We start from the raw sequence: 15,295 nt of genomic DNA, 5'->3' as shown, positions 1-15,295 counted from the left end.
CCTAGCATTGTAGACTTCTACTATTGTACAGCTCACCTTGCGAAGATTCAGAGAAGCTAAACGAGTAAAACAAAAGCGCAAAAGCATAAAAAAAGTCCATAACAATACGCCAGCATTATGGACTTATAAAAAAGTAAAACATTACTACGGAGATACTTTTATATCTACATCCAATTAAAACTAAATGTGAAAGAAAGATATTAATAAATACTTACGCGCATATATATCAAAAACCCTCATAAATTAATAATGAGGGCTTTCTCGCAGCACAATTAGTAATAAGGGGATAATTAGTAATTAATGCTTAGCAAAACGTTTAAAAGCAACGATATTGTTAGAATCTTGTACACGTAACACATAAATTCCGGCTGCTAATTTAGAAATATCAAGTGTTGCTGCTCCTTTAAAGTCCATCACCCTTGAGCCAGACAAGTTATATACAGTAGCTTGAGCAACAAAAGCATCTTTTAATTGAATGTGAAGCACTCCTGACGTCGGATTAGGGTAAATGGCCATCTTATTATCATCTTCTGTAAAGTCAGGTGTTCCTAGCACCTCTAGATCTATACTATATTCCATAAGTCCTATATCAAACGTACCAACATATACTGTAACAGCAGCATCTTCGAACCTGTACGATGCAGAAGACGACCTGATACTTAACAATTGTTCATTGTAAATTACATCCCAAGTCTCCCCATAATCTGTAGAAGAAAACAATTCAAACACTGTGAAGTCGCTAGTATACTTAGTAGCAACCATAGCTCCTACTGTTTCTGTTGAAAAGGCTATTTTATTAACTAGTTCGGTTGATTTTTGAGTCCAGGTCACCCCAGAGTCCTCAGACATAAAGATACCTTTTGATGACGCAATAGCAAATGTTCCTGGTGTTAACGGATCCTCTTCTAGATCGAAAATCACATCATAAGCATCAAATACCTCTAAACCTGTAGTTGAGGCTTCCCAAGTACTACCATCATCTGTAGAACGGTAAACCACAGTTCCTATAGGTAAAGTGATAGTCCCACTAGCATCGATTACAATACTGTTAATAAAATCTACCGAAGGCATAACAATATCTGTAACTGCAACGGCATTTATATCGCTAAAATCAATCTTTTTTAATTGGGTTTCACCTGGATCATAACCTGCAAAAGCCACAATTATCGCATCGGTATTAGAAGGATAGGTTGCTAAAGCCGACACTCTATTGGTAAATACACTTAGTAATTGCGTACTGGTTACCCCATTATCTGTACTTATATTAAAACTACTTCCTATAAAACTTGACGTAAAACTATAGATGCGATTAGCGACATAGTTATCAATAAAATAGGTTGTACCACCTGTAGAATATGAATTTAAAGGCATCAAATTGTAAGGTGTATCTACTCCTGTGGTTAGGTCTCTATGTACCCAACCTTGTTGTACTCCGTAGTATAAACTAGACGTATTAACATCTGAAAAAATAGCATTAGTACCTGTACTTACAAAGTAAGGATTAGCAATAGCACTGAGCGTCTCACCGCCATCGTTGGAGAACAATGGAATATAGTTAGAACTGATTACAATCTCATCGGAGTTATGTGGGTTATAGCTGACATTTAAACCGTAATAATAACTATCGGTGTTATCATATGGATAAACATAGTTGACAAAGGTAACACCTCCGTCTTCAGAAATCACGATTTCATTTTCTTCTAAAACAATGATTTGCAACGGATTATTCTCGTTAAATTTAATAGCTATAATATCTCCTAATATACCTGTTGTCCAAGCAATTGGCACTACACTAAACGTTGCGCCTCCATCCGTAGATTTAAATAAATTTTCTGGTGTCGCTCCAAAACTAATACCTGTACCGACATAGATCGTTTGATCATCTGAAGGATCAAAAGCTAAAGTACTTAAAACATTACCTGACAAGGTTTCTGTATACGTTGTACCAGCATCTGAAGATACATATAAACCTCCATCAATTTCGGTACTACCATTTGCTCTAACTAAAAATACAGTGTCAGGATCTGAAGGACTTATGGCGACCTTACTTAAAAAAACCGTATCATAATCGTTGGTATAATAAATCATATCCCATGTTACTCCACCGTCAGCAGTATAAAACACTTTAGATTCCCTATCCCATCCTACAGGAAAATTAGTATCCATAATAAGCACATCCATATTGCCATCATAAAAATCGTAAGAGGATACATGTGCGAATTCGTCTTGATTAGGTACCGGAATAGTTCTAACAACCTCATCTAAAGCTAAGTCATAAACCAAAACAGTATTTTCTGTTGTGTTTGGCGCATAGAGTAAAAAGGTTAAAGCCGAGCCATCTGCAGACAACTTTAATTGACTTACGAGTGCGTTATCCACTAAATCCAAGGTATAAAAAAGAGACCAAGTGGCACCGTTATCTTCCGAAACTACAATATGATTCCCTAAAGTAATGCCGTAAATCTTATTGGGTATATGAGCATCATACGTAAGGTCGAATATTCTACCGTAGTCTGTAGACCCTGTAATTTCAACTTGAGCAAAAGTGCACTGCACTGCAAAGACGAGTACCAATAAAAATCGTGTAATTGTTTTAGTCATAATGAATTGTTTTAGTGAACTTCAATATTCTCCAATACTAATTACAATTACTAAATTTTTCAAACAATTAGTGCGACAGTAAAAATAAAAAGTGTGACATTAACACCTAAACACCTGACAAATAATGATATAAATCCAAACTCTCTGAGAGTCCCATTTTCTGACTTATACGTTCTTTGCGCTTTCTAGAGGCGACAGCGGTGATGTTAAAGAGCGACGAAATCTCTTTATTTGTAAGATCCATATACAAATAACTGATGTAACGAATGTCATTTGCTGTTAATTCTGGGTGGCGTCGTTTAAGTTCTGAAATAAAATTTTGGTTGACTTCTTCAAAATGTTTTAAGAAGCTTTCCCATTCATTATCATTTTTTAGTAAACTTTTTAGCTCTTTTATTTTGCGTGTTAGAAAAACATTCTTGGAAATTTCGGTTTGGCTAGACAACGAATTAATCACATCCTTTAACAATTCATTTCTACTGGAAATCTGTAAGGCTTTGGCTGCCAACTTTTGGTTTTGCGTTTCAATTTCGTTTTTAAGCTTTTCTTGTTCTAACAATAAAAAGGCTTCTTTAGCATGCAATTGCTTTTCTAACACCAAATTATCACTCTTTTCTTTTTCGAGTTCTAAGGCTATAATTTCTTGACTTCTGTCATGTAGTATTTTGCGTTGTTTGTTCTTTATAAAACTATTCCGTAAGGCCCAAGATATTAACATAATAACCAAAGCACAAAAGCCCAACAAGGTATAAAGTCGTGCACGTTCTTCACGTTGCTCGGCACTGCTTTGCTGTAATTCTCGGCGGTAATTGGCAATTTCAAATTTTACTTTATTGGCTTCAAAAAAGCGGCCGTTCTTAATGGTGGACAAGGTGTCATTCAGCGCTATGATAGAATCTTTAGCAACTAGCGCTGCATCCATTAAGCCATGGGCTTTGTACAATTTAGCCAACTGTTCATACATTGAGATTTTAAGATCTAGATTTGTCGCTACTTCAAGCGCCTCTTCAGCATAGATAATGGAGGTAGAAAGCTCTCCCTTTTCCTGATACACATTAGATAATACGGTAAGTGTAGAAATTTTTTCTTCTGTAAATTCTATAGCACTTAAACTCGGCAATACTGTTTTGGCTATGGTTTCGGCTGTCTCTAAATCTCCACGCTTATAATAGTTTTCAGCCAATGCAATATCGACCATAAGTATTAAATTCGCATGACCTTTAAGATGTTCTTTCGCCTCTTCTAAATACACTAAGGCTTCATCTGGCTTATTGAGCTCATTTGCTGAGAGCCCTAAATTAACAGCGTAAAGTCCTGTTTTAATTGTATCGTCGTGTTCTTTTGCCATAAGATACGCCTTATAAAAATAGGCTTCAGCTTTCTCTGGCTCTCCTTCTTTACTGTACAGAATAGCGATATTGTTCAATACCGTCATTTCCTCATTCTCATCGAGGTGTTTTAAGGCAATGGTGTAGGCTTCTAAATAATAGTCTAGCGCTTCTCCGTAATCTAACATGGAATAGTAATTGGCTCCAATATTATTTAAAGCTAAAAACTGCTGCTTGTACCAATGGTTGTCTTCGGCAACGGTACGTACTTCTGTTAATAGCTCTAAAGAGGTCGCGTAATCCTTATTGCTTCGAGCGGTAATGCCCGCAATTAACAAGCTGTCTAAGCGTTCGGTTTGTTGTGCACTTAGAATCATACTTAAAAGAATAACGATGCCCCCTAAAATACGCTTCATACTTTGTTTACCTGTGAATCCTTAGCTTATAGCCAAAACGTTAAATATAGTTTTTTTTTAGTTCAAGGAAAAACGCGACTGTACCCTCAGTTCCTTTTTCAATAGGGCGACATAACGTTATACACGTAATGTAAGTTATAATAGTCGTACATCTATACACCAATTGCAGTGTAGTTGTGAATCTCTTTTGTAAATCTAATTAGGGTTCCTAACTTACGCGTTAACGCCGCTAACTTCATAAGTTTACTAAGCGGCTACACGTAGCAGAAAAAAAACAAAATCTCAATTAACCAACTCAAGCTGTTCAGTCCCTACCCTATAGCAACCTTCCTCACCAAGATACAATGGATTGCCATGCTTCTCAGACCAAAAGCCATCTAATAGGTCTTTAGTGATACACTTGTATACCACAACTCCTTTATAAGTACGAGCATCATCTCCTTTGTAATTAAAATTAATAATCAAGATATTGTCCTTAAAAAACCCAGTACCTAATTGCTCTCGGCTATCATTAATCAACCATGTCGCCTCTATCCTATTGTTTTGATTTAAGGCTAATTCTAATAGCCCTTTGTAAGCGATACCGTCTTCATCTTGGTTGCTTCCAATAATAGTATAAGTGCCTGGTAATTCGTTTATGGTCATATGATTTTTAATCTATATTCCTTAACACTAGCCAAAAATAATTAATCTATAAAATTCTACCACCCCCAAAACCTCAACAATCCTAAAAACAAATCGCTTCATATCACTTATGTAAAGTGATATGAAGCGATAACGCATTCCAAGTCAAGCGTAATAATTACAACTTATTTTTCTATAAAATCAGCATCGGTTAAGGTTTTCATAAATGCCACTAAGTTCTCTTGTTCTGCCTTAGTAAGATTTAATTCATCAAAAGGTAAGGTTTGAAATTCTTCATGTATCCCTATTCCTTTTCCTCCACCACGATTATAAAAATCAACCACTTCTTCCAAAGTATTATAAACACCATTATGCATATAAGGGCCTGTTACATTACTATTTCTAACGGTAGGGGTTTTAAAAAAATGTTTTCTCTGATTGGTTTTAAACACATTATAACGTCCTAAATCATCACTAATAACAGCATTAATCGTATCATTTGTTCCCGGTACGCCAATCAATTCTACCTCAGTATCATTATAATGAGGTGGTACAGTACCATTAAATAATGGTGGAAAATGACAAGTGGCACAAGCAGCCTTCCCCATAAACAGATTAAATCCTTGCTTTTCTTCTGCTGTTAAAGAGGACTCGATGCCTTCTATATTCTTATCAAATTTAGAATTAAAACCATTTAAACTACGCACATAACTCGCAATAGCATGTCGTATATTAAAATCAATACGCTTGTTGCCATACAAACTATCTATAGCCGCTTTGTATGCTGGATTTTTTAATACACGACGAACTATAGAATCCATCGGTAAATTAAATTCATCATGATTTTCAGCGACACCTACTACTTGCCCTTCTAAACTCGCAGCTCGACCATCCATAAAAAAAGATTGTTGATACGCACTGTAGGTAAGCGTTGGTGAATTTCTTACTTGTCGGTCATCAAAGGTCTTTCTACCATCGGTAAAAGCCTTTTCTTTAATATGGCAACTTGCACAAGCCATATTGTTACTTCTTGATAGTACTTGGTCATTAAAAAGTGCCTTTCCAAAGATCTCCTTCTGTTTTAAGTGAAGCGTATCGCTCTTATAGTCTGAAAAATAGAGAACATTCACCGTATTAGCTCCAAAAAAGGAAGAAGCAGTATTAGAAATCGCCATTTCAAATGGAAAATTCACTTCCCAATCTTCCTGAGTTTTTACTAATAATTTTAATTGCGTATCTGTATGATTTTTTATAAAATTAAAACGATCAAAAGTATCAAAATCCGAATCCAGAGCTACAATCCCTTCTTTAAAAGAAGCTCTCAAGTCTTCATAAATTTCTTTAGAACTAAACTTAGCTTTACAGATATCTATCAACGCTATAAGTGTCTGAGTGGTATATTGACTTTCGGTTAATGCTTGTCCTAAAACAGGCGAATCAAATCCTGTGATACCAGTAGCTGCAGTTCTCATAATTTGATCTCTAAGCAACCAAATAAGATGATAATCTTTTAATTTAATATGGGTATTACGTTGTAACAACTTCAACCGATCAGACGTAATTGTTAACGCATTATGTAATGCTGCATCATCCCCTTCCTCTTCGTGCAACAACTCTTCAATTACCTGAAAACCAAATGGATTCCTAATTTTTACATCCGTCAAATCCTCTTCTTGTACCTGCAAGATATTTGGAGCATTTAAAGATTTAAAATTATTTTTATCTATAGCAGCCAATACAGGCTCCATTGCTTTAAAATGCTTACGTGCTTGCTTATAATAAGCAATACGCTCCTCTGCATTTTTAGATATAAAGATGGAATCTAAAAAATTAATACAACGTTCTAATTCAGAATTATAAAACGAAGCTATTTTTTTATCTGTTGAATCTATATTTACGGGTTCCGTATGCTTTTTGCACGACACCGTAATGAAAAGCAAAAGACATATACAAAATGTATATGTCTTAGCTTTCATAAATATTTTATTATTCATGCTTATATTTTATTATCTATCTAAACCTTTAATAACGTAAAGCATTGAACCTTCTTTAGCATTAGATAAGTTAGGATTTGCCAATGGATCTGTAAAAGACGTTCCGTCAGCAGGATTCCAGCCATGATTTTGTGTCATTACTAAAAATGTGTTTTCTCCATTATTTACCACATCAGTAACATCAATCATACCTGTAATTTCCCAAGTACTTGAAGTGGAACCATATCCTAAATCTTCAGCTCTTGCTTGGTCTGCTTCTAAAACTGTTTTTAATTCTCCTGTATTTAAGTTGTACTGGTAAAGCTTAGCATAACCATTAATTGAAGTATCTAAATATCCATTAGGATCTTCTTGAATGTAAGCATAGTTTTCAGTCACTAAAATATTATCTGGAGAATGGAATCCATCAGCTACACCACCAACAATATCACCATCTAAAACACAAGTAATTGTTGCAGGACCTGTTGGATCTGTTTCATTTAATGTTACTTTATACACACGACCTAAAGCAGATCCTTTTCCTGTTAAACTAGCTGAGATACGCCCTGTAACACAAAAATATATTTCTCTTTGATTTGCAGCAGAACCTCTTCTCCAATCAATATCTTCTAATCTAGAGAATCCCATAACACCTTTCGTTTTTGCTTCCGCATCTAAAGCATTAATTTCTGTTTCATCTAAAGAAACAAATTCAGCACTATATGATGTTCCTTGTACCATATCCATTTCAAAATCGATACCTGCAGCAGTTACTTTTAATCCGTATAATTGACCACCATATAAATCTCCACGATTACCAACATACATTCCTAATTGACCAGAAGGTACTGAGTTATCTGCATGATCATCGCCAATAAAAACAACTGTTTTATCTGCATAAGCATCTTTTCCGATTGGAACAGCGTTCTCTGTAGACCACTGGCCTAACGCAGCTAATGTTTCTCCTACACTAGCATCCTCAGCACTTTTAGTAGGATCTACTGCAAATACTCCTTTTGAAGCTCCACCCCATTCTCCTCCTGAAAGGTATAATGGTCCAAATCCATGTTCTTCTGGAGTTACTAAAGTTCCTGAACACATTGCTGTTTCTGCCGTTGCTGTAGCGTTTAATATATACTCCCCATTATATGGTCTTAAGTTTTCATTTAATAAAATTCTAGCGATAGAATAATCAGCTTCAATATTATTAATTAAAGTAAAGGTATTATCACCATTATTAATTAGTCCTGCTCCATCGGCCATAGACCCATAAATAAAATTAGGAGTGTTTGGAATAATATCTTCTGAAGTTAAAAGTGTAGAAATTCTTAGGTTGATAAACTGATCCGTAACCTTTAAAAAACTAGGCGTCTTAGATGCCGTTAAATAAACAGAAGCATCGCTACCATCTTCTCCGTCAGTACCGTCAGATCCATCAGTTCCGTCAACACCATCAATGCCATCTTTTCCGTCTTCAACTTCACAACTTACAACAAGCGCGCCTGATGCTGTGATAACAAATGCTAATAAAAATAATTTAATAATTTTGTTCATAATTTAAGGTTTTTTTAGTGGTTATACTGTGTCCACAAATCTACCTTCAGACTCTTAAAAACATGTTAATTAATAAAAACCGTTTGATTAACTTACCGCTAACTAAGCGTTAACGGTATTACTTTACTATTACTAATATTTAAAATTTTAAACCCTAATGTTATCTTAAAATTAAGAACATAGACTAAAAGTTATAGTACTTCTAGAGTTTATTAAAATCCTATTAACCTAAAAATTGGGTACAAAAAAAAGAGAAATGAAGTTGCTATCCGTTTCATTTCTCTAAATAAAATTATTAAGACTAATAAAGTTACATTACAAACTTTCTGTATTTACATCAGATAACATTCTAGACTCAACAGCCCTATTTTCATCGTTATGAATTACAGATACATCACCTGTACTTTCAAAAACAACAGCTTTAACCTCGTTAAAATCGTGCACATTAGCTTCTCTTAATTTAGCTATTAAATCACTTTCTCCCACATTACAGCTTTTTAACTGCTTGTATAAAATTTTCCCATTCCACATTATAATCTGTGGTTTATTGGTAAATAATTGCTTCATAAATTTATTCTTACGCACTAAAAAAGAGAATAATGTTTGAAATGCGATGATAGTCGCTAAAACAATCCCACCTTTTAAAAGTGAATAATCTGTATTAAGAATAATGGAGGCCAACACGGAACCCACGGCAATGGTAGATGCAAAATCAAAGCTAGACATTTTTGCAAATGTTCTAAGTCCAAAAACGCGAGTAATCACAATTATAATTGTAAATATTCCTAATACCGAGAGTATTAACCAAAGAATGTCTTGTAGCGTCATAATATATAAAGTTGAGTTAGAAGGTAAAATTAAGACTACTCTGATAACTTTATTAATCCAATTACCATACAAAATAGCTCAAATGATTTGTTCAACGCTCCTCTTATCAACACATCTTGAAATGAGCTAATTATAATATTAATAGAGTAAATCCTTTGTTTTTATCCCTCTTAAATTTGAGTATACAGTATAATTAATAAGATTTTGTTATGAATACAATTCCAAAAAACCATCCTTTATACCTTGCTATAGATGAAGATTATAAGGATTTTATACTAACACAAAAACATCCTTGTGTTATGGCTAAGACCTTATTTATGACAGACAAGTACCATCTCAATGTATACCGTTCTTCTCAACAGATTGATGGTTTAAAATTGCTATTAAACGATTTAGAGTCTTTTATTGACCAATATGATTTTGAGTCTCCTTTATTTGAATCGTTTTTAGCGGTCTTTCCGTTTGATCATTATGATTCTGAATTAGATTTCGAAAAAGCGTTGTGGCATACCCTTCAACAATTGCATGCTTTAGACGATTGCGAATGGGACACTTCCGTAAGTGATAACCCTCAAGATCCTAATTTTAGTTTTAGTTTAAAAGGGAGTGCTTTTTATATTGTCGGACTTCATCCGCAAAGTTCTCGCAAGGCACGCCAAAGTCCCTACCCTACCATTGTTTTTAATCTACATTCTCAATTTGAGCAATTACGAGCCATGGGGACCTATAAAAAGGTCAAAAAGCGGATAAGAAAACGAGATAAAAAATTACAAGGACATATCAACCCTGTACTTAAAGATTTTGGAAAAGAATCGGAAACGAAACAGTACAGTGGCAGAGCTGTAGACAGTACTTGGAAATGTCCTTTTCATAAAACTACTAAAGAAAAAACACTAAAATAGTATGAAACCATTAATTAATGTTATCGATAAACAATCGGGTGCAGCTTTCAAACTCAACAAGAATGACATCCTTACAGTAATAGATCCTATGGGCAAACAAGTGAGTGATATGGTTCTATTTAATGCTGACGATTATAATGAGAAATTATCCTCTGGAAAATCCTTAGACTTTGAAGAAAATTTATTGCTCACCAAAGGAAACGTTCTCTGGTCTAATAGGTCGCACAAAATGATGCATATCTTAGAAGACACCAATGGACGTAACGATTTTCTATTGGCTCCATGCAGCCCTGAAACTTTTAAAATTATGTACAATTACAAAGGTGAACATCCTAGTTGTCTTGGTAATTTAGAGCATCATTTAAAACCGTTTGGTATTGATCGAGACAGCATACCAACGGCCTTTAATATTTTTATGAATGTACAGTTTAATACCAATGGTAAGCTATCAGTTCTACCTCCTACATCTAAAGCTGGTGATTACATCCAATTTAAAGCAGAGATGGATCTATTGGTTGGTCTTACAGCTTGCTCTGCCGAAGATAGCAATGGTGGCTCATTTAAACCAATTCATTATTACATTGAAACGGCATCAAAACACACAACGCCATAGCAGTTATAGAATATTAATTTAGATAACAATTATTTATAAAAACAATCGATTACTAATTTAAATACATTAAACCATGAAGAAAGATAAAAAAGACCATCAAGAAACAGAACACGAGAAGCGTTTACATCAAAATGCAACAGATGAAAAAGGGGCATTAAAAGAAGAGCATTACAACCAATACGGGAAGCAAAATGAAACACGTCGAGAACGCGCCAACAAATTAAAAGAAGATTAAACTATTATAACCCACTACTTAAAATAGTTTAAGTACAATAAAAAAATCCAATAACTAAGCTATTGGATTTTTTTCTGATTAAAAGTTCCTAGTGCTTATCAATTTTCATCTAAATTAATATTGGCTTTATCAGATATTTGAGATTCTGGGATGCTATTAAAAAATTCAGATAATTCTAAATCGGAATTTGGTCCAAATCCTAACAACATGGTCCCTTTTTCTCCTTTATTGGTTTCAATAATATATAAAATTGACATATCCGAAGGATCACTCATACCTTCATACCGGTGTTCAGCAACTATAGTAAGATCTGCGGGTTCATATACGTTAGAAGAATCATTTCCTAATAACTTACCTTCTTTAAAATGAAAGCCCGCTGTATAGCCTTTTTCCTCATAGATTTTCATATAATCCTTTTCATGTTTTGCAAATTCATTATCCATAATTCTCAAATTTTATATTCACTTACAATGTATTTCAAACAACTTACATAAGATAACTTCATCCATTATATTATTAACTTAAACGCATAATAACAGCTTATGACCTTCATATTTTTATAATGATACCGCTACATTTATTAAATGTTCCTTTTATCATAAGCTTTCCTATAATTAACTTGTAATAACCTTATAAATAATAATAATCAGCTGCTAACAAATCGCACCGAACCCACGTCATTGCGAGCTAGTCATTGCGAGGCTTAGCCTGTTGCGAGGAACGAAGCAAAAGCAACCTGTTGAATGCTTACGTCATCTCAAAGCACAAAGCAATCTGTTAACCCACGTCATTGCGAGGACAAAGGACGAAGCAAACTCATAATCACTACCACCAATCCCCCTTACGTCATTGAAAACGAAGCAATCTCAATTCACCATCTCAAGCTGTTCCTCACCCACCCTATAACAACGTTCCTCACCAAGATACAACGGATCCCCATGCTTCTCAGACCAAAAACCATCTAACAAGTCCTTAGTAATACATTTATAAACAACAACACCTTTATAAATTATCGCATCATCACCTTTGTAATTAAAGTTAATGACCAAGATATTATCCTTAAAAAACCCAGTGCCCAACTGCTCCTGACTATTATTAATCAACCATTTTGCTTTAATTCTGTTGTTCTCATCTAGGGTTAAGTATAGAGTTCCTTTATAAGTTACTCCTTCTGAATCTTGGTTGCTTCCAATAATATTGTAGACTCCTGGTAGTTGGTTTATAGTCATTTTCTTATTTTACGTCTCTATTTACTAGCCTGTCATTACAAGGACGCAGGACATGGCAATCTCAACTACAAAGCATCAAACAAATCCGTCCATTCCGGATTTTCTGATTCTATCAATGCTATTTTCCGAGCCCTGTTTCCTGCTTTAAGTTGCTTCTCTCTACCTATTGCATCGCCTATCGTTTGATAAACTTCGTAATACACCAATTTATTCAAATTGTAACGAGCAGTAAAAGATCTAGGATAGCGTTTTTCTTTGTGTTGCTGTATGCGATTAACCAAATCAGAAGTGACACCCACATAAAGTGTAGTATTATTTTTATTGGTCAGTATGTAAACATAGCCTGGTTTCATAATAATAATAATAATAATAATAATAATAATAATGTCATTGCGAGCGCAGTAAAGCAACCCACGTCATCGCGAGCTAGTCATTGCGAGGCTTAGCCTGTTGCGAGGAACGAAGCAAAAGCAACCTGTTGAATGCTTACGTCATAGCAAGAACAAAGCAAACCCTAACCTCATCGCGAGCTAGTCATTGCGAGGAACGAAGCAAAAGCAACCTGTTTAACGCTTATGTCATTGCGAGGACGCAGGACGTGGCAATCTGCTCACCGTTAATCACACCATAATCGAGTAACTCGCCACATCCTCTTTTACCATAACGATTTGAATTAGCGTCATGCTTTTGCATCAACCAATTATACACTTGCTTTTCGTAGTCTCTATAATTAATCATTTTACTTTTCAGTTTTATTAGCCACAAACATTGAGATAATTATTTTCTATTTTAATCTTCTAATATCGGATGAGCCATAGATGTTTTGCCATTAGAAGCTTCCCCTGTTTTATGACAGTATTTCTCAGGGAAATCATAGTTTTCAAACTTTGCCCAAGACTTATACGCTTTATAACAGAATGGTCTTTTAGGGTTAAAAGCAATCTCTTCTCCTGTTCTTATACAATATCCTTTCTCTGGAACTTGAGACTCTACTTTTTCTTTCCTAGTTTCCTTCTTATTTTTAACAAATGGCTTTTCTGTTTTTTGTAACCTCTCTTCAGATCTAGACTTTAATACAGGAACAACTTCTTTATCTTCTAAACTAATAACATCTACATCTTGGTAAACGATACGTTTGTATCCTTTTTCACTTGGATCGAATGACTCAAATATATCTAATAACACCTCTGACCTTAAATAATTTTTACTTAAACCTAATAACGTCGTTTTAAAGACAGGTCGTTTTATAAACACACAATGGGCACTTTTCTCTAATAATTCAAAATGATGAGCTTCATGCTCTTGGTAAATTTTTTCAGTTAAGGTTGTTTTAGAAAAAGCTACTCCATATTCTACATTATTTACAGCTGAATAATCGTATAAATTCATAGAAGTAATAATACCCTCAGATTCGTTAACATAACTTTTAGCATGGAGTCTTGGCTCATAAATAATAGATACATTAGGAAAAGATTTAAAATAGTCTAAATCTTCACTTTTCATGCTACGGTAAAAATTATCTTCATTTTTACCAAATAAAATTTGTAAATAGATAGATGGATTATTTTTGATTAGATTAAAGCGGTTTTTAAAATGATCGTCTAACTTTATATAAGGTGACGTAACGATAATAAACTTTTTGGTGTTTTCAATGACACCATCAATAGCATCATTAAGTTGATCAGCGGTTAAAAATGTACTCATAATAGGTTAATACTTTAATTTGGTTTTAAATATTTATTACAAAATTCCTTGAAAATTAATAAAACAAAATATTTTATCCCTTTTACAGGCCTTGTTTCTTTAAGCAATAATCTTGGTAGCTTTCTATAAAAGCTGCTGTTTGCTTTACAACTGCACTGACCATTTCTTCAAAATAAAGACTATCACTACTTAATTTTTCTAAGGTTATAGTACTAGATAAATTTAATGGATTACCTGATGGGGTTTTAATATTTCTAATAACTGGCCAATACGAGTTTAAACGTGTATCCCCTTCAATTAAACAATCATATTCATTTTTATTATCAAAAATACCTACAAACATTCTCCCTTCATTATTTCCATGTCCTGAGAATGACTCTATTCCGAAACTAAAATCATCATCTAAAGCTACTGGATTATTCAACCATATTTGAGAATAATTATGGCTACTGTCATTTCCTAATTTAACATCTAGCGGCAGTTTTAATGTTTCTAATTTAGAAGACACAGCTAACCTCAACTTTTCTTTTATATTATTTACTGCTTTTTGATAATGGGCATGAATGTACTTTGCTTCTTCAAGGTTATTAATAATTAAGGTGTTAAACTGTGCTTCTAAATTATCGTCCATAGTATGCGTTAATTTTTTTAATAAAATTTGATATTGTTTTAGCGAGGTTTCAATTATAGATCCCGGTTTTACGACTTCTATACATTCTTCTAACCAGTTTAAAATTTCATTAGAATAGGTTATAATTTGGTAATCATCTTTTGACAATGTCTTAAGACTTTTTTTTGATGGTTGACGTCCAAATAAATTTAAATAATATAAAGTTGACTTTCCTTTATTAAACAAACTGTACCTATACATTTGTTTAGGTTGGTCCCCTGCATATATTTTGTTTTCTATAGTTATAGTCCTATCTGATAAAGGAAATGTGATTAATATATCTATAAAACCACCACTTTCATAATCTTTAGAAATGGTACCTAAATGATGCTCGGCCTTAACTCTAACGAGGTTTAAATCCTCTCCCTCATAATCATATTCAATTTCCTTTAAAAACAATTCCAAAAATTGTGTGTCATAATAATGATTCCCTTTCGGGTCTAATAATGCGACTAGCATTCCAGAATGCGTTTTAGTTTCATCGGATTCCATCCCTAAAACCGAAAAAATATTAAAGTCTTCTCCTTTTTCTTTAGTCGCTTTGCGATGGGTTTCTACAACATGTCTTGATGAACTAAGTAATGTTTCTAATTTTGATTGATTCATATGTTTTTATTT

General features: G+C 33.9%; 14 protein-coding genes. 3 read left to right on the top strand and 11 right to left on the bottom strand.

The features are described 5' to 3' along the window. Positions 1-297: 297 nt before the first annotated feature. The 6 genes from H0I32_RS14010 to H0I32_RS13985 form a co-directional block, all read right to left on the bottom strand. Positions 298-2,601: a T9SS type A sorting domain-containing protein gene (locus H0I32_RS14010; protein WP_179314387.1), complete on the bottom strand. Its 2,304-nt coding sequence runs from the start codon at positions 2,599-2,601 to the stop codon at positions 298-300. Positions 2,602-2,707: 106 nt separating this feature from the next. Next, positions 2,708-4,345, bottom strand: coding sequence for a tetratricopeptide repeat protein (locus H0I32_RS14005; RefSeq protein ID WP_218747079.1), 1,638 nt, complete (start codon positions 4,343-4,345; stop codon positions 2,708-2,710). Positions 4,346-4,627: 282 nt separating this feature from the next. Then, the gene (locus H0I32_RS14000) at positions 4,628-4,990 is read right to left on the bottom strand and encodes a hypothetical protein (RefSeq protein ID WP_173588462.1); all 363 of its coding nucleotides are present in this window, start codon (positions 4,988-4,990) and stop codon (positions 4,628-4,630) included. A gap of 164 nt (positions 4,991-5,154) precedes the next feature. Next, on the bottom strand, positions 5,155-6,963 hold the full coding sequence (locus tag H0I32_RS13995; protein WP_246293635.1) for a cytochrome-c peroxidase: 1,809 nt from the start codon (positions 6,961-6,963) through the stop codon (positions 5,155-5,157). A 12-nt stretch (positions 6,964-6,975) separates the two neighbouring features. Then, entirely contained in the window at positions 6,976-8,496 is a 1,521-nt protein-coding gene (locus tag H0I32_RS13990; protein WP_179314389.1) for an alkaline phosphatase PhoX, read from the bottom strand. 315 nt (positions 8,497-8,811) lie between these two features. After that, complete coding sequence (locus H0I32_RS13985) at positions 8,812-9,324, bottom strand: DUF421 domain-containing protein (protein WP_179314390.1); 513 nt, start codon at positions 9,322-9,324, stop codon at positions 8,812-8,814. Between the two features lie 209 nt (positions 9,325-9,533). Here H0I32_RS13985 and gntA point away from each other — a divergent pair, with 209 nt between their 5' ends. The 3 genes from gntA to H0I32_RS13970 all read left to right on the top strand — a co-directional run bounded on the left by gntA (position 9,534) and on the right by H0I32_RS13970 (position 11,074). Continuing rightward, positions 9,534-10,226 (top strand): guanitoxin biosynthesis heme-dependent pre-guanitoxin N-hydroxylase GntA, encoded by a 693-nt coding sequence (gene gntA / locus H0I32_RS13980; RefSeq protein WP_173588459.1) that lies wholly within the window; start codon positions 9,534-9,536, stop codon positions 10,224-10,226. A gap of 1 nt (position 10,227) precedes the next feature. Further along, complete coding sequence (locus H0I32_RS13975; RefSeq protein ID WP_179314391.1) at positions 10,228-10,839, top strand: DUF1989 domain-containing protein; 612 nt, start codon at positions 10,228-10,230, stop codon at positions 10,837-10,839. Positions 10,840-10,912: 73 nt separating this feature from the next. Then, positions 10,913-11,074, top strand: a complete 162-nt coding sequence (locus H0I32_RS13970; RefSeq protein ID WP_173588457.1) for a hypothetical protein — start codon at positions 10,913-10,915, stop codon at positions 11,072-11,074. Between the two features lie 98 nt (positions 11,075-11,172). Here the strand turns inward: H0I32_RS13970 and H0I32_RS13965 are convergent, their stop codons facing one another. From H0I32_RS13965 to H0I32_RS13945, 5 genes are all read right to left on the bottom strand, one after another. Next, entirely contained in the window at positions 11,173-11,517 is a 345-nt protein-coding gene (locus tag H0I32_RS13965; protein WP_179314392.1) for a hypothetical protein, read from the bottom strand. 423 nt (positions 11,518-11,940) lie between these two features. After that, positions 11,941-12,303 (bottom strand): hypothetical protein, encoded by a 363-nt coding sequence (locus tag H0I32_RS13960; RefSeq protein ID WP_179314393.1) that lies wholly within the window; start codon positions 12,301-12,303, stop codon positions 11,941-11,943. A 65-nt stretch (positions 12,304-12,368) separates the two neighbouring features. After that, positions 12,369-12,656, bottom strand: a complete 288-nt coding sequence (locus H0I32_RS13955; RefSeq protein ID WP_179314394.1) for a GIY-YIG nuclease family protein — start codon at positions 12,654-12,656, stop codon at positions 12,369-12,371. A gap of 436 nt (positions 12,657-13,092) precedes the next feature. Then, entirely contained in the window at positions 13,093-14,007 is a 915-nt protein-coding gene (locus tag H0I32_RS13950; protein ID WP_179314395.1) for a phospholipase D family protein, read from the bottom strand. Positions 14,008-14,089: 82 nt separating this feature from the next. Beyond that, positions 14,090-15,283 carry a PD-(D/E)XK nuclease family protein gene (locus H0I32_RS13945; protein WP_179314396.1) on the bottom strand — a complete coding sequence of 398 codons (1,194 nt, stop codon included), beginning with the start codon at positions 15,281-15,283 and terminating at the stop codon, positions 14,090-14,092. Between the last annotated feature and the right edge of the window lie 12 nt (positions 15,284-15,295).

The sequence above is a fragment of the Winogradskyella sp. HaHa_3_26 genome (genome assembly GCF_019278425.1).
Taxonomy (GTDB): Bacteria; Bacteroidota; Bacteroidia; order Flavobacteriales; family Flavobacteriaceae; genus Winogradskyella; species Winogradskyella undariae.
Note: the sequence above shows the minus strand (reverse complement) of the source record. Positions and strands in the feature narration are given on the sequence as shown.